Source organism: Kribbella caucasensis, assembly GCF_004361855.1.
Lineage (GTDB): Bacteria > Actinomycetota > Actinomycetes > Propionibacteriales > Kribbellaceae > Kribbella > Kribbella caucasensis.
Genome location: NZ_SNWQ01000017.1, coordinates 61,340 through 81,982, shown reverse-complemented (window position 1 = coordinate 81,982; position 20,643 = coordinate 61,340). Strand labels below are relative to the sequence as shown.

Annotated in this window: 11 protein-coding genes; 2 read left to right on the top strand and 9 right to left on the bottom strand. The window is 64.8% G+C overall.

The genetic code is table 11. From position 1 onward, the window contains the following. Nucleotides 1–127: 127 nt before the first annotated feature. From EV643_RS30220 to EV643_RS30185, 8 genes are all read right to left on the bottom strand, one after another. Nucleotides 128–457, bottom strand: a complete 330-nt coding sequence (locus EV643_RS30220; protein ID WP_202869831.1) for a hypothetical protein — start codon at nt 455–457, stop codon at nt 128–130. Nucleotides 458–876: 419 nt separating this feature from the next. Continuing rightward, on the bottom strand, nt 877–1,779 hold the full coding sequence (locus EV643_RS30215; protein WP_133803573.1) for a hypothetical protein: 903 nt from the start codon (nt 1,777–1,779) through the stop codon (nt 877–879). Nucleotides 1,780–2,008: 229 nt separating this feature from the next. Beyond that, nucleotides 2,009–2,326 (bottom strand): hypothetical protein, encoded by a 318-nt coding sequence (locus EV643_RS30210; protein ID WP_133803572.1) that lies wholly within the window; start codon nt 2,324–2,326, stop codon nt 2,009–2,011. A gap of 53 nt (nt 2,327–2,379) precedes the next feature. Continuing rightward, entirely contained in the window at nt 2,380–4,761 is a 2,382-nt protein-coding gene (locus EV643_RS30205; protein WP_133803571.1) for a polymorphic toxin-type HINT domain-containing protein, read from the bottom strand. A gap of 57 nt (nt 4,762–4,818) precedes the next feature. After that, nucleotides 4,819–5,508 carry a DUF4241 domain-containing protein gene (locus EV643_RS30200; protein ID WP_133803570.1) on the bottom strand — a complete coding sequence of 230 codons (690 nt, stop codon included), beginning with the start codon at nt 5,506–5,508 and terminating at the stop codon, nt 4,819–4,821. 34 nt (nt 5,509–5,542) lie between these two features. Then, nucleotides 5,543–13,045 (bottom strand): golvesin C-terminal-like domain-containing protein, encoded by a 7,503-nt coding sequence (locus EV643_RS30195; RefSeq protein ID WP_133803569.1) that lies wholly within the window; start codon nt 13,043–13,045, stop codon nt 5,543–5,545. Beyond that, nucleotides 12,997–14,043, bottom strand: coding sequence for a hypothetical protein (locus EV643_RS30190; protein WP_133803568.1), 1,047 nt, complete (start codon nt 14,041–14,043; stop codon nt 12,997–12,999). The genes EV643_RS30195 and EV643_RS30190 overlap by 49 nt, the downstream gene beginning before the upstream one ends. A gap of 210 nt (nt 14,044–14,253) precedes the next feature. Then, nucleotides 14,254–17,319 carry a choice-of-anchor D domain-containing protein gene (locus EV643_RS30185; protein ID WP_166665626.1) on the bottom strand — a complete coding sequence of 1,022 codons (3,066 nt, stop codon included), beginning with the start codon at nt 17,317–17,319 and terminating at the stop codon, nt 14,254–14,256. 265 nt (nt 17,320–17,584) lie between these two features. On the opposite strand from EV643_RS30185, the gene EV643_RS30180 reads away from it, so the two are divergent. Further along, entirely contained in the window at nt 17,585–18,715 is a 1,131-nt protein-coding gene (locus EV643_RS30180; protein ID WP_202869830.1) for a glycosyltransferase family 4 protein, read from the top strand. After that, nucleotides 18,712–19,812 carry a glycosyltransferase gene (locus tag EV643_RS30175; RefSeq protein ID WP_133803566.1) on the top strand — a complete coding sequence of 367 codons (1,101 nt, stop codon included), beginning with the start codon at nt 18,712–18,714 and terminating at the stop codon, nt 19,810–19,812. Before EV643_RS30180 ends, EV643_RS30175 begins: the two co-directional genes overlap by 4 nt. An 11-nt stretch (nt 19,813–19,823) precedes the next feature. Here EV643_RS30175 and EV643_RS30170 read toward each other — a convergent pair whose 3' ends face one another. After that, a complete protein-coding gene (locus tag EV643_RS30170; RefSeq protein WP_133803565.1) occupies nt 19,824–20,639 on the bottom strand; it encodes an MBL fold metallo-hydrolase in 816 nt (271 codons plus the stop codon). Nucleotides 20,640–20,643: the final 4 nt, after the last annotated feature.

The following is a 20,643-nucleotide window of genomic DNA, read 5'->3' as shown; positions in this document are numbered from 1 at the left end:
ACCACAGTCCCCAACTCATCGCAGGGACATCATTAACGTAAGTGGGCGGCATCGCGTCGATGTGGCGCCTGCCATACCGACTCAGCAGCGCCGACACAAATCTGCCCGCGGACATCAGCAGAGCCCACTACTTCTTCGAGACCATCGAAATACCGCCCAGCGCAAGGGAGAACATCCGGGCAAGCGCCTTCCGAACATCCGGATCTCGATCGAGTCGCTCCAGCGATTCGAACCTCGCCGGATCAAGATCGATCGTGGCAATTCCGCCGACATCCCTGGCATCCACGGTTGAGAACAGCAGCAGGCATCGGTAAGCCCGCACAGCCCCTCCTCGCTCCTCGCGCATCAGCGACTGGAGGACGACGACTTCTTCCTTGACCTGGCTGCGGAGTGCATCCACCGAGGTCCACCGAGTTGCGTAGCCTCGGTCCTCCGCCTCCAACTGGATCTCGAGCAACGTATCGAAACTGATCTGACACACACGGAAGTCGGCTCAGTCGAATGAATCATAGGCATCAGAGCACTACTCCCCACCATAGACGTCGATACGGATTTGCGTATTTGGGTCGATGCGCCTCGTTGATCATCGTTTGGAATTCATTCCAGCAGTGATGGCCCCAAGAATCGTCCGCCCACACCCGAGGAGGCGCCGGATAGTTCCTCGACCACTAGGATGTATGTCGCCGAACTGCTCCACAGCGCCAGCCCACACCGGCGACTCCGACAGCTTCCGAGGGCTTGAGTTCCCGGCCCTCTCGTCGCCCCGGACAGGAGTCCCCGCGACCGGTATCGGGATTCGATCCACTGAGCTTTCGAAGTCTCGGGCGCGTCTAGGACTACAGACAGCTCAGCTCAGATGCCCAGAAACCTCACTGCTCAATGATATCGAGATGCGTCATCGTGCACTAGGCGAGGCCAGTCATTTCCCCAGGTCGGTTTGACCACACCGGCAGGCAGCACAGGAGATAACGCTCTGAAGACACGCTCAATCGCTGCGGAGTCGTAGTCATTGAGTCGCTCGGTGGCCTGCAGGTAAGCAGCGTCATGATCGAACATGTGGACACGCCAGAACGCACCAGACGCCTCTAGCGCACTTGCGCCGCCGAGGCGCCCGACCAACTCCGACCCACAAACTGTCACCCAGGAATAGCCACGGAGCACTGACCGACTCATCGTGATGGATTCTGCCTCAGACCGATCCAGGGCGGAATCCAGTGCAGTCCGGACCCTTTCATTGTCATCGCTGATGTTGGCGAAGGCCGCGGCAGTCTGTGAAGCGAATCGTTTTACTGCACGGCACCAGTCGGCCTGCACGGCAGCCGGCGCAACCAGGTCCGGAGACCAATACGTCCCGCTCGCGCTGAAATGCGCGCCCTCACGCGATTCCTCCAAGCATCGGACCGCAAGTGCTGCAGAGAAGCAGTCGCCGGTTGCTCCGGGCACTCTGAGTCCGTTGTCCGACTCCTCCTCGACAGCGAGTAGTACCCACTCGGGACGCCGCCCCCGCTCGTCGACCTGCTTGAGCAGCCGATCGAGACTCCGATCTCCGAAGGGCTCGTGATGCTCATCGATGCCCCAGGAGTAGACCGTGTACAGATCCGCGCTCACACGTTCGTCGCCATGGCGATGCCTGTGCAGCAGGTCACCGAATACTGGCTCGGTCATGAGCTCGAACCAGAGCCGAACAGCGCTCTCATACGTCAACTGAGCCTGCAGATCCACATCAATGATCGTTGTCAGCGAACCGCAGGGCCAGTCCTCAGGCGCAACAGCTTCCACCGCATGTTCCCTCCTTGTTAGACAGTCAGGTGTCGTAGGCGAAGATGGCATCGGCGGGTGTGGTCCCTCGGGTTGGATGGTGAGGTGAGAACGTCCATCCAAAACCCCCACACGCCACCCGTCACACACCACACGCCACGCCACAAACGGCAGGCCACAGCCCTACACGCCGACTTTGGCAGGGCCTTAAGGCCGTTCGTAGGCGCGTATCCGAGGGTTTGGCGATCAGCTATGCCTGATGGAGTGGATCATACGCGACGAGATGACATCGTTCAGCAATCTCCCAAACCGCCGCCATCTTGTTTACATCGGAAGCGTGAATATTAATCACGACATACTTAGATAGATCGGCAGGATCGAATTTCGGGTCTTCCTCCCAGGGCTCAATGGACTCCCGGAGTTCTGGCCAGAACTCAAGCAGGCGACCACGGAACTCCCAGACGTCCTCACTCTGAGCTAGCCGACCGGACCGACCCTCACCGAGATCTGCATATATCTCGTCACGAGACCCTTCTCCGGACTTCCAGAAAGCGTAGTCGAGTCCCATTTTCACTCCCCCTTCTCTCGCGGCGCAGACGCGTCAGAATATGATTGACACGTTCACTCGGAATAGCATTGACAGGTTTCATCGAATCTCAAAACATGGGTTTTCCAGCCGAGTTCTTGCTCTATCCACTGATCCTTCACTCGCTCCCTACTGGGATAGTTAGATCCGTTCGCCTTGATCTCATAGAGATCAAATCCGCCACGCGAGTTTTCGCCAGCGATGTCAACCTTGCGGACTCCATGAGGCGTCCAGATGTTAAACTGCACCTGCATCTTGTTTCCTGGGTAGAACTTTCCGAGAATTTGCTCCGCGCGCGCCTGTGCAGCAGCTCCAATGCTATTCGAATGCGGACAGTTCGCATTGTGTACCAAGACCGGAGTTGTTCCCGCCAGTACATAATAGGTGTGGATGTCGTCAACGGTGAGGTTGTAGGCGGTGGCTACTCGCTGTGATCCGGTCCGGACGCCGATGACCCGTACCAGTTGTCCGTCATCCGCGAGGAGTTGGTCGCCGCTGTCCAGCTGATCGGCGCGTTCGAACTTGCCATCGGTGGCGTTCCAGAAGGGGTGGTCCTCAGTGGTGGTGAGGAAACCACCGTCTACCTCGAGCTGCAGCAGCTTGTCGGTGTGGACCCAGAGATGGGTAACCTTCCGCGGTCCTCGTTCACCGGTCTCCGGATCCGTGGCGAGAACCTCGTCGCCGAGCTTCACCTGCGAGATGGGCTTGCGTGAGCCGTCACCCATCTCCACCTTTGTCTCACCACTAAAGCTGCAGTAACCGCCGGCCGCGGCCCGGCTGCCGGTCGGTGCCTCGGGCCCACCGCTGAGGCGGACGCCGCCCCCGTCATGACCGAGTCCCGCCCCTCCCGCGCCTGAAGGGGTGTACGGGCCGCACCGAATGCCAGATTGCCGGCACAGTTCCTCAGCAAACATGTTGGAGAACTGGGTGTCGGACCAACTGCACGTCGTTGCCTGGCCGGCCTCGACCTTCCAGGTCTCCTCATCGTTGCAACCGATGATCGACTCGTGGCCCTGGCCGCCTCCATCGCCAATGAGCTTCGCCTTGGTCGCGTCGTACGCCGCCTTGAACTCATTGGGGTCGTCCGCGGTCACATCGCGGCTACCCACCGTGACGCTCACTGCCGCGGGGGCTCGACCTCCGCCTGCAGTCAAAGATTCATTGATGTGGCCGTCGAGTTCGATGCGGGTGATCGGGTTGCCGCCGGCGAAGGCGTAGCGGTTGATGTTCCACGGGTCCGTTCCCAGGTTCAGGTCGGCCAGCGCACCGTTGTAGCTGTCGCGGGAGGTGAATCTGTTCAGGCCTGGGTTGTAGGTTCGGAAACCCATGTCGTAGTCGCCGGAAGCGGCGTCCCAACGCTTGCCGTTGAAGCGGTAGACGTTGTACGGCTCGGTGCTCACGCCCGGCTTGTCCGCGCCGCTCATGGCGCCGGCGCGGTCCTTGCCGAAGGCCGTGTAGCCGTAGGTCGACTCGGTGTCGCCGGTCGACGTGGTCAGCGTCTCCACGTCCGAGTGCGGGTTGTACCCGTACCACGCGTCCTCCGACGTACCGTCGGTCTTGGTCGTGGTTTGGGTCAGCCGCTGGCCATAGGCGTCGAACGTGTACGCCTCGGTCGGCTTGTTGGTTGCTGTGTCAAGCTCGGCCGGCAGCTGCGAGGACAAGCCAAGATACGACATTGCGCTTGTCTTGCCGGCCGCATCAGTCTTCGACGCGACTCGATCCCAGGCGTCATAGGTCGACTTTGTCGTCTTCGTAACTGCGCCGGTGATGGTGCGCTGCTCGACAACCCGGTCAAAGCCGTCGTACACATACCGGCCGGTGACCGCGCCACCGGAGCTGATGGTGTCCAGTCGGCCGAACGGGTCGTAGTTGTAGAACGAGGAGGTGCCGCTGGTGGCCTTCTGCAGCCTGTTCCGGTCGTAGACGAAGGAGGTGGCAACGCCTGCGATGGTCTGGGACGAGATGTTGGATGTCGCCGTGTAGGTGTACGACTCGTTTCCTGCGCCTGCGCCTGTCCGTGTCACCGCGGTCACGCGGCCGCGGGGCTCGTAGGTGTAGGTGGCCGTTGAGGGGTCGATCGCCTTGGTGTCGCTGTTCAGGACCTTGGCGGTGTCGCTGATTCGGTTGCCGTCGAGGTCGTAGCCCATGATGTGTTCGGCGACCAGGCTGGTGCCGTTGGGTTTGACTTCGCGCGAGGAGGTCATCAGGCCGTTGTCGAACCAGGAGAAGGTGACCTTGTTTTGGTTGCCCTTCGTCTCCGTGGCCCGCTGACCGAGGTTGTTGTACGTGTAACTGGTGGTCTTCGCCGCCGGGTCCGATGCGGTCTCGCCGGTCTTGACCGATCCGAGCAGACCGCGTACGTCCCAGGTGTAGTCGTAGAACTGGTCCTTCAGCGGCGCCAACTGGTTGATCGTCACCGTGTCCGGATGACCGACCGGGTCATAGGTGTAGTCCGTTGTCGCGGTGAGGCATTCTCACTCGATCGTCCCCGTGCTGTGCGCCAGCAATTCCAGGTCGATGACAAGCGAAACCGGGTCACCGTTCGAATCCCGGCCAATCCAGGTGGGATAGACCCCATCACCCATTCCACAATCGAAGACCAGTACGCCGCCGGCCAAATCCTGGTCCATGATGATCTCGGCCCCGTCGGCACCGACCGCATCCAGGATCGAATCCAGCCTCTGCGTGTCGTCGTCCTGCCACAAGCGGCGGAGAAACCCGAGATCGGCGGCATCCAGGAGGCATCCCATCCCGGCGCCGACGCTGAAGCCAGGCAAGCCGACGGCGTCGCGGGCCGGAGGTTCCTGCCCTGGCCGCAACGCAAGCTCCCAACTTCGGACATCGACATCGACATCGCCCAACTCGGCCTTCACCGCCGTCGGCTTCCGAATCGGTGGCGGCACCCGAGGATCCGGCGACTCGTCCCAGTGGACGACACTGATGGAGATTCGCCACTCCCCGGGACGCGCGACCAGTGTGAACGGCTCCTTCTCCTCCGCATCATCGTGGACCCACCTGGCCGGATCACGAGCAACGATCTTCCCGCTCGGAAGGGCAAGATCTCCAACCTGGACCACGTCAAGGCGCGATGTGGTCCCGTTCGCCCACCGATGCCGGGCCCCGTGCGCGAACAGCGCCCCGACATCCGGTTCCGACAAGGTCATGCTGTAGCACCGTCTTTCTGCCCCGCTCAGGCACCTAGGGCACGTTGGGAATGAAAGCCGTACGCACGCCACTTTCACTGGACATGCTCACATATAACCCCCTTGGGACCAATCCGGTTGTCAGGTTATAAACCGGGATGACGGAGTAGTAGACGGTCTCACCTCGGCCGAGCCGCTTCTGTACGTCGATCTCATAGGGGCGAATCGCGCTCTTATTCACGGCCTCGAACTGAGCGACGATGTTCTCTGGGAGGTTGTTGTCGCCACCGAGGCTGTTCGCGATGAGATGACCGCGATGATGCACGGTGGCGTCGAAGCCCGGGGGCGTGTGATTGGGGCTTATATCCCGTTCGTCGGCTGGGACCGGACCTCTGAGGCACGCCTCAGCTCCGGTCGCGCGGCCCTTGCTATCCAAGGGGTGGTAGGTGATCTCTGACATGGTCGCCGATCCCCCTCGGCATCTGCGCGCCTCATCCTCCATATCGATGTCGAGGCTTTGATTCTGTGGGCTGTCGCCCGCCAGTAGCAGCAGCAGCAGCGCTACTCCGCCACCAACACGACCCGCTGCGCGGCCGGACTTCGCAGTGGCCTTGGCTCCGAGGGGCGGGCTGACTGTGCGAGGGGAGATCGGCCCTACGAATCCCAGCGAGGGGTCGTCCTCCGACGCTGTCGAGCAACGGGCCATGGGAGGCGGGCATGCGTTGGACTCCACCGGGACGGTTGGCACCTCACCGGCGCCGCCCGTGCTTTGACTCTCATTGATATGGCCGTCGAGTTCGACGCGGGTGATGGGGTTGCCGCCGGCGAAGGTGTAGCGGTTGGTGTTCCACGGGTCGGTGCCCAGGTTGAGGTCGGCCAGGGCGCCGTTGAACATGTCGCGGGACGTGAACCTGTTCAAGCCCGGATTGTAGGTCCGGAAACCCATGTCGTAGTCGCCGGAAGCAGCATCCCAACGCTTCCCGTTGAAGCGGTACACGTTGTACGGCTCGGTGCTCACACCCGGCTTGTCCGCGCCCGTCATAGCACCGGAGCGGTCCTTGCCGAAGGCCGTGTAACCGTACGTCGACTTCGTGTCACCCGTCGACGTGGTCAACGTCTCCACATCCGAGTGCGGGTTGTACCCGTACCACGCGTCCTCCGACGTGCCGTCGGTCTTCGTCGTGGTCTGCGTCAGCCGCTGACCGTAGGCGTCGAACGTAAACGCCTCGGTCGGCTTGTTCGTTGCCTGGTCCAACTCGGCCAACACCTGCGACGACAGACCCAGGTAAGACAACCTCGTCGTCTTGCCGGCCGCATCCGTCTTCGACGCCACCCGATCCCACGCGTCAAACGTCGACCTCGTCGTCTTCGTGACCCCACCAGTAGTCGTCCGCTGCTCAACCTGGCGGTCGAAACCGTCATACAGATACCTGCCGGCCACCACGCCACCGGCGCTGATCGTGTCCAATCGACCAAACGGATCGTGGTTGTAGAACGACGCCGCACCACCAGTCGTGGCCTTCTGCAACCTGTTGCGGTCATACACGAAGTCCGTCGTCACACCGGAGACGGTCTGTTTCGAGATGTTCGACGTCGCCGTGTACGTGTACGACTCGTCTCCCGCGCCGGCGCCTGTCCGCACTACCCCGGTTACGCGGCCGCGGGGCTCGTAGGTGTAGGCCGCGGTGGAGGAGTCGATTGCCTTGGTGTCGCTGTTCAGGACCTTGGCGGCGTCGGTGATTCGGTTGCCGTCGAGGTCGTAGCCCATGATGTGTTCGGCGACCAGGCTGGTGCCGTTGGGCTTAACCTCGCGCGAGGAGGTCATCAGGCCGTTGTCGAACCAGGAGAAGGTGACCTTGTTTTGGTTGCCCTTCGTCTCCGTGGCCCGCTGACCGAGGTTGTTGTACGTGTAACTGGTGGTCTTCGCCGCCGGGTCCGATGCGGTCTCGCCGGTCTTGACCGATCCGAGCAGACCGCGTACGTCCCAGGTGTAGTCGTAGAACTGGTCCTTCAGCGGCGCCAACTGGTTGATCGTCACCGTGTCCGGATGACCGACCGGGTCGAAGGTGTAGTCCGTTGTCGCGTTGTTCGCGCCAGTGGTTTCAGTGACCCTGGTCGGCCGATTCAACTCGTCGTACGCGACGCCGTAGTCGGTGGAGCCGCCAGCGGTGTTGTCGACCGTGGTGAGGTTGCCGTTCACGTCGTACGTGTAGGCGAGGTCCTTGCTCTCCCGCGGCACGGCCGGGTCGTTGCGAACCAGCATCACCGCGTCAGCGACGACGGTCCCATTTGCGGCGTCAGTGACCTTGACGCTCTTCCCGACGCCCTCATTGAAGGTGTACGTGCCGAGGCTGACCCAAGTGCCCGCGTTCGTGCTCTGGTTCACCGTTACCGGGGTCGAGCCGGTGGCGTGGTTGACCGTGTACTGCGCATTGGTCGCCGCACCGGTCACCTGCGGGTAGCGGACCTTGACCTCGTAGCTGCCCGTGGTCGGGATCGTGAGGTCCCAGGTGAACGTGTTCGTGCCGGTTCCGGCGGCGTGAGTCTGGTAGTTGTAACCCCAATAGCCGGTACTGGTACTCGCGACGGGCCAGGTTCCGACCGGCGTAGTGGCCTGCTGGTCGGAGTTGTCTGCCAGCACCTCCGAGATACCTGCGGGTGCCCCGAAGTCGCTGCGGCTCTTCAGGCTGCCGTCAGCGTTGTAGATCCAGGTCATCTCGCGCTTGGCCGTGCCTGCCGCGGAGGTCAGGGTGCGAGCCTTCTGCTGGCCGGTCTCGGTGTAGGCGTAGTCGGTCTGGATCCCGAACGGGTCCGTGCTGGTCTTGATCCAGCCGTTGTCGAAGTGGGTGTAGCGGTTCCAGACCTGCGTCGCGGTGTCTGTCGGGTCGGTGACCCCGGTCAGATTGCCGATCTTGTCGTAGGTGTAGCTGACATTGACCGGGTTCTTGTAGACGGCGTCCGCGCTGTTGTACGGCAGGGTTCGCTTGGACGGCCGGTTCAACTCGTCGTAGGTGACCGTCTCGGTGTAGTCGCCGGCGAGTGCGGTCGCCATGCCTCGCGGCTGGATCGTTTGCGTCCGGTTGCCGACTTGGTCGTAGGCGAAGCCGGCCGTGATGTAGTCGACACCTGGCCCCGCGACGTCGTACGGGGTCTGAACCGTCGTGACCAGGCCACGCTTGTCACGGGTCAGTGCCGTGATGTTGCCATCAGCATCGATCGTGCGCGCGACCTGGCCATCGACGTCGTACTGGGTGCGGCTAGTGTGACCGGCGGCATCCGTGGTGCTGGTCTGTCGGTGGTTCAGGTCGTAGCCGTACTTCGCGGTGTAGTCGTCGGTCGCGGGCGTCGCGGACTTGATTGGGTCCACTACTTGGAGCAAGTTGCCGACTGTGTCGTAGCTGTAGCCGGTGATGCCGCCCTTGGCGTCGGTAACCGACAGGAGCTGGTCGAGCACGTCGTAGGAGAACCGTGTCGTGTGCCCGGTCGCACCGGCCACGTTGCCCTGCGGGTCGACCCGGGTCAACAGGTTGCCCACCGGGTCGTACGTGTTGGTGATCTTGCGTTCCTCGACTGTCGGCCGGGGCAGTCTCGTTTCGATCAGCTGGTCGACCGCGTCGTAGGTGTTGGTCGTCACCGCACCGTTCGGCGCGATCGTCTCGACCACGTTGTCGTTGCGGTCGTACGACGTGGTGGTGCCGGCGAAGAGGTTGTTTGCGCGGTCGATCGGAACGGTAGCCACCTTCGGCCGGCCGAAACCGTCGTAGGTCTGCGTGGTGATCGCGTCGTTGGCGTCCTTCACACTGAGGACATTGCCGCGCACGTCGTAGGTGAAGCTCGTGGCGTTGCCGAGCGCGTCGGTAATCGTCTGCGGCGATCCGGACGAGTGGTAGTCCGGGGGCTGGATCACGTTGTTCACGACCTTGGAGTAGACGGTCGTGTGCTGGTTGGCGTCGGTCATGCTGAGCAGCAGACCTCTAGCAGTGTCGTAGGTGTAGGTCGTTCGGTAGTCGGTGGCGATCCCGGTCGTGGCAACACCGGCGGGGTCGGTGACGGCTGTGAGATTGCCCCTGGCGTCGTACTCGAATGCCCAGGTGGCGCCGGACGGACTGACCTTCTGGTTCAGGCGCGCGATGGGCGCGCCATCGGCGTCGACGCCGGGCGTTTGATAGGTGAGGATCGTGCGTTTGGGGGACGATGTCTTGTTCTGCTCCGGATCGGTGATCGTCAGGGGCGAACCGGTCGCATAGTCGTACGTCCAGGTAGTGACGGCCCCGTTGGCTTCCGCGAGCCGCGACACGTTGTTGTCGCCATCCCAGGTCAGCGTGGTCGTCTTGCCGGTGGGGTTGGTCGCCGACGAGGGTCGTCCGTAGTCGTCGATGACGTAGCTGGTCGTGTGCTGGTTCGCGTCGCTCACGGTCGCCTGCATGCCATCGAGGTCCGCGCCGTTGACATCGGCATAGGTGAACGTGGTCGCCTTGCCGCGCCGATCGGTGATCGACTGCACCCGGCCGTTCGACCATGAGTCGGTCGTCGACTCGATGTAACCGAAGTCGGTGTGCTGGTCGACCGGCCGCTGCGGGTCGCGGACCCGGCTGAGCCGAATGTTCGAGTTCGTCGAGTCAGTGCTGTACTGGAACTCGAACACCTTGGCGTCGACACCCGCGGCGGCGTCGGTGAGTGAGATGAGCTTGTTGCCGTCGTAGGCGAAGGTCAGCGTCCGGCCCGAGCGGTCGGTCAGGGTCTGCAGCCGGCCCGTGGTGGTGTCGTAGACGAGGTTCAATGTCTCAAGACCCGACGCATCGGTCACCTTGCGGAGGCGTTTTGGCGTGCCGAGATCGTAGGCGAACGTCATCGTGTTGCCGTTCGGGTCCTTCACCGACGTCTGGTAGCCGTCCTGGTCGAAGTAGAACTTGGTGCCGTCCGGCCGGGTCATCACCCACGCCTGCTGGCTGGGCGCAGTGGTGAGCTTTCGCAAGGCCAGGTGGACACCGGCCGGCGGCTCGTAGATCCCGCTGGACGTCAGCATCCAGACCTGCGACGACCCGTCCCCGTCGATCATCGACACCAGACCCTTGGCATTGTCGAACACCAGCGGCGAACCGTTCCGGGTCAGCGTCGAGGTCTGCAGTGAGAACCCATGACCGACCGGAGAGTCCGTGCCGTCGAGACTGCTGTACGACAGGCGCACGAACGTCGACGGGCCGATGGATGGGTTGCTGATCGGCGCGTAGGTCCACAGCAGGTTGCCGGTGTGCAGGTTCACCTGTGCGCCGGAGCCCGCACCGGTCGACGTGCCGGTGTATTGGAAGAACTTCTCGAAGCCGACCCCGTACGACAGCTGGATCTGGGAGTCGGTGTCGTGCGGCTGGCGTTCCTCCACGTCGACCTGCTGCTCGAAGCGCTTGATCCCGGAGCCGTTCTCCGACAGCCAGGCCCCGCCATCGCCCGGAGCGTTCAGGTCCCAGTTCAACCTATAGGTACGGCGTTTCTTTCCCGTCTCGCTGTTGGCCGGTGGCCTGACGGTGATCTCCACCTCGGTCGACTGACCGGGTGCGAGAGTGGTTCCGAGGTCCGCCTCGTTTGCCGTACCGGCGCTCTGAACCGGACTGCCGTCAAGATTGGTCCACACATATGACAGATCCAGATCCGCCGCCAGCGGCTGGCTGGTTGTGTTGATCACCGTTACCGGGAACTTGTAGTCGATGTTCGGGATCATCCGCTGCGGCGTCTCGGGGCCGTAGAACGTGGCCGCCTGCGGATCGACATAGTCGACCCTCAACTGCGGCCGCAGTTCGGGTTCGACGCCGTACTCGCCTGACCAGAACTCGAGGCGATGCTGGGTCGTCACCTCGTTAGCCAACTTCAGCAGCACGCCATAGTTGACGCTGGCGTTGTCCACCCAGCCCTGCACCGCGTCGGTCAGCCCGAGGCCTGCCCAACTCATTCGCGCCGGCGAAGAGTCGGCACCATTCGCGCTCGCGAGCACCGTGCCGCCGGGATCACCACCGGTCCACGCCGAGCCAGTCGCCGCCTGGTTCCAAGTCGCCTGTGTCTCGACGAAGCCCTTGGTCAGCTTGTGCAGGCTGAAGTCGATCGTCGGTGCGGTCGTAGCGCCGAGTCGTTTCCATAGGCTGAGCTTCGCGTCGGCGACCTTCGCCTTCGCCGGAACGGAGCTGGTGTCGAACTTCAGCACCGCACGTTGGTTGCCGTAGGCGACAGCCGTGTTCCCGACACTCAGCTTCGGCTGGCCGGCGAACACGTTCTGGTTCTCCGTCGGCGTCGCGGACGACAATGTCGTGTCGGCGATGTCGCCTTGGATCACCTGGATGATTCGGCCCGCCGCCGGAGTGACCACGTACACCGTTCGCGACGGCGCCACCTCGCCGTCCTTGGTGACGACGGCGACCCGGTAGTAGTAGCCGGTGTTCGGCTGAGCAGTGGTGTCAGTGAACGACAACTCGTCCTTGGGCATGCTGGCCACGAGCGTCGCGTTACTCGGCGCGAAGTACGGATTCGCCTGTGCGTCTGCGACCACCCTGTGGATCTGGTACTCCACCGGCGCGTCTCCCGGAGTCGCCCGTGGATCGAACGCATCGGTCCACGACAGTGCCGGCCCGGTTGAGGTGATCTTCTTCGGCTCCGCCAGATCGACACTGGCACGGCCATAGCGCACGACCAACTTCGGCAGCACCGCCTGCTCGTCGCTGACGCCACCGGTCTGGTGATCGCGTCCACCCTCGCTCGACAGGTACCGCGGGCCGACCGTGCCGACGCCCTCTTGTGCGTCCGGCAACTTCAACACGAATCCGTTGTTCGCCGTCGGATTCTGCGCAGCGGTCCACGCCTGCACGAGGCTGCGCACGCTGAACACATGGGTGCCGTTGTTCTCGCCCGCAGGCTTGACCACCTGGCCCGCCTTCACGAACCGCACCGCATCCGCGACAACCGTCTTGCCGGAGACGTCCTTCAGGGTGACCTTGTTGTCACCACCGACGGAGAAGTGCTGAGTGCCCAAGGCCCGCCAGGTGCTGCCGTTGACGGTCTGGTCGACGTTGTACGTCGTGGCGACGCCGTCATGGGTCACGACGTACGGCGCTGCCGTTGCCCGGTTCGGGTCAGCGACGTACCAGACGTCGACCCGGTAGTCCCCGTCCTCGGTGATGTCCGGCACCCAGGTGAACGAATCCCCGGTCGTCGTGCCGGAGTTGTAGTGCACCGAGTTGCCGACCGCCGTACCGCCCGAATAGGCGAACGTCGGCCACGCGCCCACCATCGACACTCTCGGCTCGTTCTGGTCGTCGACCTGCTCCAGGTTGAACGTCATCGATCCACCTGTGGTGGCGGTGTTGATCGAGTTCCAGGTCACCGTCGACTCGTCCCACGCCGCACTCACCGGACGCGGCTCGATGGTGGCAGCGGCCGCGGCGGTGTCCAAGGTGGTGTCGTGATGCACCCGCAGCTGCGCCGAGTCGATCGGGGTACCGGTCGGGATCATGCTCAAGTCGAACTTCAGCAAACTCCGCCGCTTGTCATTGAACGAGCCTGCGTCGAGAAACATGCTGTTGCCGAAGTTCGTGCCCGCGGCCGCACCGAGATGATCCCCGCGTCCTGCCCGCCCGTCGTGCTGGTCGCGACGACCTCGATGGTGGGGTCGATCCGCACCGGGTATGTGCGCTTCGCGTCACGCAGCCACTCATCCGAGGCGCGGACGATGATCTGCGTCCGCCCACCGTTCTGCACCACAGACTGGGTGACGTCATCTGAGAATCCGGTGCCGGTCGGCGAGGCGGGATCGGCCGCCGAATCGGTCATGAACGGCCTCGGCATCCGCAGTACCATCGTGTCCGGGTCCGACGCCGCATAGAACCCGATCGACCCGTCGCCCAGCGACCGCGCCTTGAGGCCGGCTAGCGTGACATCGAACGTGAACACAGCCTGCGGCGGAGCCTGCTGCAGGACGATGTCCTCTTTGAGCTTGCGCGACTCGACCGTGTACCGCACGTCAGCCGCGCCGAACACATCAGCGAACGTCAGCGAACTGCCCGACGCGGACGGCTTCACCGCCCGGGGACTTCCCAGCAAACCGAGCTGGATCGAGCGGCCACCATGCTCGAACCGCACCAGGCGGTCCGACCGGTCACCGAACGAAGCGTCGAACTTCCCGCCTCCGTTGCGATGCCCGAACCCCGCCCGATCTGACCCGACGACACGCGTGTCCACCGGCTGCCAGCGACCAGATCCATCCCGGTAATGCACCGGCCTGGTGCTCAGCTCGACCTCACGCCGGCCGTCGCTCAACTCAAACGTCTGCGAGAACTCACGACGCTCAGCCACCAGTTCAGCCACCCGATGGGCGGGCTGCGTGCTGCGAGGCGGCTTGGCCGCCGGAGCGGTGTAGGTCGGGGTGGGGCGGCGCGTGGCGGCTACTTCTTGCGCTGGCGAGGTGGCGGAGGAGGCTCGAGAGGAGAACTCCGCTGCAGCGACGGCAGGCAGACCTGCGGCGGAGATCAGAGAGAAGCTCAGGACAGACGTCAGCAGCACGTGGGCGCGGCGCATCGACACTCCAAAATGTGGGCGGAAATGTCCGGCGCGCCCCGAGCAACACCGGCGAAAGCAAGCAATTTATATCGTTCGAACACTGAAGGATCGAGGGCGTTGCCTGTTGTTGCAGTCGACACGTGCGACGCGCGCCGTCGCTGCTGCATCCGTGTTATTGCGGCATTTGGGGGTCGGCTGGACGCCGGTTGGACGTCCAGCCGATGCTCGTCAGCTTCGTCGAACGGCGAGGCCGTCGATCTGGACGAACTTGCCCGTCGCCGACCGCACGGTGAACGTCAAGGTTCCGCTGAAAACCGTGCTCTGCACCGGCAACGGAATCACCGCCTGCCGCTGCGTGGTCGCCGCCGCCAGGTTGACCGCCCCGATGTACTTCCCGCCCGCATACACCGCCACCAACCCACACGTCGGGCACTTCGTCGCCACCAGGTAGAACCGCTTCCCCTGCACCGTCCGCGTGAGGGACGCCCCGTACGACGTACTCTGCGTCGCCGTCCCCAGATAGAACGCCGACCAACTCGTCCGCGTCCATCCCGCCGTCGGAGCCGCCAACGCCCGATCATCCATCGGCCGCGAGAAACACTTCTCCGCACTCCACGCCCCGACGTTCCCCAGCTTGTCCTTGGCCCGCACCGACGTGCAGTACTCATAACCAGCGTCGAGAGGCAAGCTGACCGACGTCGCCGTCGTCGCGGTCCACGGCTGCACGTACGCTCCGAACCCACTCAGATACGACGCCTTCCGGTACCGCACGTCGTACGACGCGACCCCGCTGTGATCGGAGGCGGCCACCTGCACTGTTGCAGACGCGGCCGTCGAAGCGTCGTAGGTAGGAGCGACCACTCGTGCCGTCGGTCCCGTCGCATCGACCGTGAAGGTGCGGACCGCAGTGGTCACGTGGCCACTGGGCTCTTTCGCGGTGATCAGCAGCGTGTGTTCCCAGGACGGCAAACCGCTTGCCGTCACCGGGGAGACGCAGGCGGCGGCCGGTCTGCCGGTTCCCTGGAATTCGCAGGTGAACGTCGTACCCACCGGCAGGGCCGAGCTGTCGAAGGAGATGGAGACCTGTGGACCCATGACGGCTGGCGTCGGCTTGATGGTCACTCCGAGTCGCTGCCAAGCCATGTCAAGTGTGGCGCCGGAGCCCGTACTCCCCAAGACGGAAGGAGGCCACTCTGTCATCTCGCCAAGCGGCGATACGGGGAGTCGGGTCATCCGGCCCGAGGAGGTCAGCGCCAGCAGTCGATCGCCACCCGGAGCCCAGTTTATCGAACGGACCTCGCCGTCGAGTGCCGGACTCAACCTGACTTCCGCCGACCACCGGTTCGTGAGGGCCACGTTGGACTTCGTGGCGAACGCGACCCACTGGCCATCCGGCGACACCCGGACCGACGCACTGTCCCCCGCCGGAGCCGGCAACATGGATACCCGGGCGCCTCCCGGCTTCGCCTCGATCCGGGCGAACCGGTCGTCCCCGTCGAGGCGACGGTCGACCACCATCAGGGTGAGGGCATCCGGCATCCAGCTCGGGTTGGCCACGTCACAGCTGATCTTCTCGGGGGTACCGCCGGCCGCGGGAATGACGAACACGCACGGCAGCGCGCCGTCATCGCCGCTCTCAGGTGCTTGGTAGGCGATTCGGCTCCCGTCCGGCGACCATGACAAGTGAGTGATAGGCAGTGGCGACGCCCACAGCTTCACCGGTACGCCGAGCTGGTCCGGATCCACCTGGCGCGTCCAGAGGACCCGTTCCTGATCGTTCGTAACGTAAGCGAGAGTCCGGCCGTCCGGCGCACTCGCGATGGCCTCCTTCGGCTTCACTGATCCGGCTTCGCCCGGAAACGGAACGATGTTTCCGCCCAGATCGGCCGCGGCCAGCTCAGCCGCGGCCGGCTCGCCCTGGACGATGGCGATCTGGTCGGTCGGCCGCGGCGCCGCCGTCCGCGGCCCGACCGGACCTTCGCCGACTTCGTTGACCACCGAGACGGCGTACTCCGTTCCGGGCTTCGGGTTGGCGTCCGTCGTGCTGAACCATGTCGCCCTTGGATCGCCAGGGAACCATCTGGTCGTTTCCAAACCGTCCACGTAGCGGTGCAGGAAGTAGCCGCGAGTCGTTGTACCACCCGAGGTCGGCCAAGAGAGCCACCGCACGGTGTGACCGGTGAAGGTGGGAGAAACGCTGACGCCCATCGGCCTGGGCAGCGAAGTTCCGTTACCTGTCAGCGCTACTTCCTCGCGGAGCGCAGCGGAGTTGTAGATCGTCAGAGTGGCCTGGAAGAGACCGTGGGTCCATGGCTCGAACGTCAGGGTCACCGTGCAAGAGGCTGCTGCCGGCAACGAGACCGGGCAGTTGTTCGACGCCACTTTCCATTCCGGCGAGGCATTCCAGTCGAGTTCCACCCTCTCGATCTCCACCGGCTCACCGCCGGTGTTCCGGACGGTGATCGGCAGGGCCGCGGAGGTCTTCCCGACCAGCACCTGGCCCGCGTCCAAGGGATTGGGGGTGACCGAAAGCATCTGGTAGCCGATCGAACTCTTGAACCTGATCTCGATCGCGGCCGTGGTGTCTGTGCCCGCGCACGAGTAGACGAGCAGGCTGGCCGCCATCGTCTCCAGCTCGAGATCCGCCCGGTAGGCGAGCGCCGTGACCCGCAGCCGGCCGCTGGTCGTGCAACTGCGATCGCCTTGGGTCAGCTCGATCTGGGACGGGGTCAGCTCGTAGGTCCCTGGGCCGGCCAGGAAGGCCGGAAGCTTGAGCTTGATCGAGCCGGCTGACAAAGTGCGGGAACCGCCGATCGGCGCCGATGCCGTGACAGGACTCGCGCTCTCGTCCCGCAGCCAGGTGACCAGGTCGGTGGCCGCCGCGTTCAGCGCCAGGACGTCCACATCCCCGACGACGGGGGCTGTGGTGGTCCGGGTTGCGGTGACTGATGAGCTGGTGACGCTCTCGGTGTCGGAGGTCTGGGCGACGACCCGGTAGTCGGCTGATGCGCCGGCGCCCAGGGACTCGTCGACCCAGCTGGTGGTCGAGGAGGCCAGGTCGCCGCTGGCGTCCTGCCAGTCGGTTTCGCCTTGTTTGCGTTCGACCCGGTAAGTGGAGGCGTCTACCGGGTTCCAGGTCACGCCGATGCCGGTGCGGGTCGGGAAGACCTGGGCGCTCGGGGTGGCAAGGGTGTCGTCGCCGAAGGCTGCATGGGCGATGAAGGGGACGGCGATCGCCGCAAGAGCGGCGGCGAGGGCATAGCGGAGCACAACAACTGCATGGGCGCGGCGCATCAAGACTCCAGAGCAGAGGGCGAAATCCGGCGCACCCAGAGCGGCACCGGCGAAGACGCAAAGAAATACCGCGAAAGTCGCTTCCGCCGCAACTGTCTTGCAGCTAGTTGCAGTGCGCCCAGCACTGGCCATGCGGCGGTAGTCGGTTGGTCACCAATCAGGTACCCACTGGATACCTAGGGTGTTTCTGCGCGCCGCCAGGGAATCCACGTCGCGTTACGTGACAGTAGCCGAGGGTTCACCGGCGGTGGGGAACCTTCGAATTGTGCGCATCGTCATGGTGGCTGAGTCCTTCCTGCCTCAGATCAACGGGGTGGCGAACACGGTTCGTCACGTCGCCGACCGGTTGCTCGTCCGCGGGCACAAACTGCTGATCATCGCCGCGGGCGCTGGTCCGGACAGCTACAACGGGGTCCGGGTCATCCGGGCCCGGAGCTTCGGGATTCCCGGTTACAAGGAGTTCCCGGTCGGTCTGCCGGATCCGGCGATCGAGCGGAGCATCACCGAGTTCAAGCCCGATCTCGTGCACCTCGCGTCGCCGTTCTTCCTGGGGGCGTACGGACTGCGGGCCGCCCGCCGGCTCGGGCTGCCCACCGTGGCGATCTTCCAGACCGACATCGCCGGGTTCGCCCGGCAGTACCCGTTGTTCGCCAAGACCGATCGCGCGGTCTGGGCGTTGCTGCGCCGGAACCACTCGCGGGTGGACCGCACCCTGGCCCCGTCGTCCGCGTCGATGGAGCTGTTGATCCAGGCCGGCATCCCGCGGGTGCACCATTGGGGTCGCGGCGTCAACCTGGATCTCTTCGATCCGTCCCACCGCAGCGACGAATGGCGCCGGCAGCTCTCCCCCGACGGCAAACCGATCGTCGGGTACGTCGGCCGGCTCGCCGCGGAGAAGAAGGTACGCCGCCTCGCCGAGCTGACCGATCTCGACTGCCGCGTGGTCATTGTCGGCGACGGACCGGACCGGGCGGCACTGGAGAACTCGTTGCCCAACGCCACCTTCCTGGGGATGAAGCGCGGTGCGGAGCTGGCCTCGATCTTCGCCGGGCTCGACGTGTTCGTGCACACCGGTGAACACGAGACCTTCTGCCAGACCATCCAGGAAGCCCAGGCCTCCGGGGCCGCCGTTGTCGGGCCGGCCGCGGGTGGTCCGCTCGACCTGATCCGCCCGGGTGAGACCGGTCTGCTGTTCGCCCCAGGGCAGCCTGGATCGCTACGGAACGAAGTCGCCACGTTGCTGGCCGATCCCTCGCTGCGGGCGGGGATGGCGGCGGCGGGGTTGAAGCGGGTACAAACGAGGACATGGCCCGCAGTCGTCGACGAGCTCGTGGACAGGCACTACGCCGAAGTGATGCGCGAGGTCACGGCCGTCCGGCGGGTCGCGGTCGCATGACACTGCGCATCGCCCAGCTCGCGAACTTCGTCGGACCGACCTCGGGAGGGATGCGGACCGCGCTCGAACACCTGGGACAGGGGTACTGCGAGGCCGGCGCCGAGCGGATTCTGATCACCCCCGGTGAACGCGACAGCATCACCCGGACCGAGGTCGGCACCGTGGTCCGGATGAAGGCCCCGAAGGTCGGCGGCGGATACCGACTGATCACTGACCCGTGGCGCGTGATCGAGACGCTGGAGCGGTTCCAGCCGACGACAGTCGAGATCTCGGACAAGTCCACCCTGCTGCCGGTGGCCCGGTGGGCCCGTAAGAACGGCATCGGCTCGGTCCTGTTCAGCCATGAACGCCTCGACGCCATGCTCTCCCTCCGGACCGGCCGCCAGCTCGGTGTCGCCGCCGGAGTGGGCGCCCTCTACAAACTGCTGAGCCGCACGTACGACGCTGTCGTGGTCACCTCCAGATACGCGGCCGAGGAGTTCGACGAGGTCACCACCCCGCTGGTCCGGATCCCGCTCGGCGTCGACCTGGACACCTTCCACCCGTCCCTCGGTACACCGACCGACGACGGCATCCTCAAGCTCGTCCACGCCGGCCGCCTGTCCCGGGAGAAGAGCCCGCATCTCGCGGTCGCGACCGCCGCCGAGCTGCACCGCCGCGGCGTACCGGTCCGGATGGACGTGTACGGCTCCGGCCCGCACCTCGACGAACTCGTCGCCATCGCCGGCAACGCCCCCATCCACTTCCACGGCTACATCGACGGCCGCGTCGCCCTCGCCCGCCACCTCGCCCAGGCCGACATCGCCTTGTCGGTCTGCCCCGGCGAGACCTTCGGCCTGGCCGTCCTCGAAGCCCTCGCCGCTGGCACCCCCGTCGTCACGGCCAACACCGGCGGCGCCCGCGAACTGGTCGACGAAACCTGCGGCCGCTGGCGCGACGCGAACCCCGCAGCCCTCGCGGACGCCGTACTGGAACTGGCCGGCGTCCCCGGCCGCAGAGCCGCCGCACGTCAGCGCGCCGAACTCTACGACTGGGACACCTGCATCCAACACATGCTCAACCTGCACAGGCGACTGGCACTGCCCCTCGCCGCCTGAAGGTCAGGTGCTCAGGTGAGGTGGTCGTAATCGCCGCGGGCCCAGGCGGCGTGGCGGTCGGCTGAGCGGCGGACTACGGCGCGGGCGTCCGAAGGGATGCTGGCGCCGAAGTTGCCGTACAGGCGGTCGTAGGTGAAGGCGTCCAGGGACTTGGCGACGCGGTCGACGACGGCGCCGGACAGCGGGATGCGGTTCGGGTAGGAGCGCATGAAGCTCACCGAAGTGCGGTCCGGGTTGGCGAAAACGGTGTCGCCGGCCAGGATCACGCCCTTGCCCTCAGCACCCTCCGCCCAGTGCACGATCGCACTGCCGGGGAAGTGGCCGCCGGGCTGGATCAAGGTGACGCCGGGCAACAGCTCCAGCGTGCCGGACCAGGTCCGGATCGCTGAGTCGGGCCGGGCGACCCACTCGGCATCGGCTTCGGACACATAGACCGGTACGCCGCCGAGACGGCGACTCCACTCGACCTGTACGCCGTACATGTGCGGGTGACTCGCGATCACCGCGGCGACCTCACCGAGTTCGCGAACCCGGCTGACCGCGTCGTCGTCCAGGTAGCCGATCGGGTCCCAGAGCAGGTTCCCCTCGGCCGTCCGGACCAGCATCGACTGCTGGCCGATCCCGGCGCTCGGTTCGGAGGTGATGCCGTGCAGGCCGGGCTCGACCTCCTTGATCTTCACCTGGTAGCCGGCCGCGGCCAGCTCGTCCAGGGTGGTCCAGTGCTGTCCGTCGGCCGGCACCCACTGCCGTTCGTCGGCGCAGATCGCGCACACCTCGATCTGTTCGGCGTGCTCGACGGCGCAGGTTGCGCAGATCCAGAAACTCACCGTG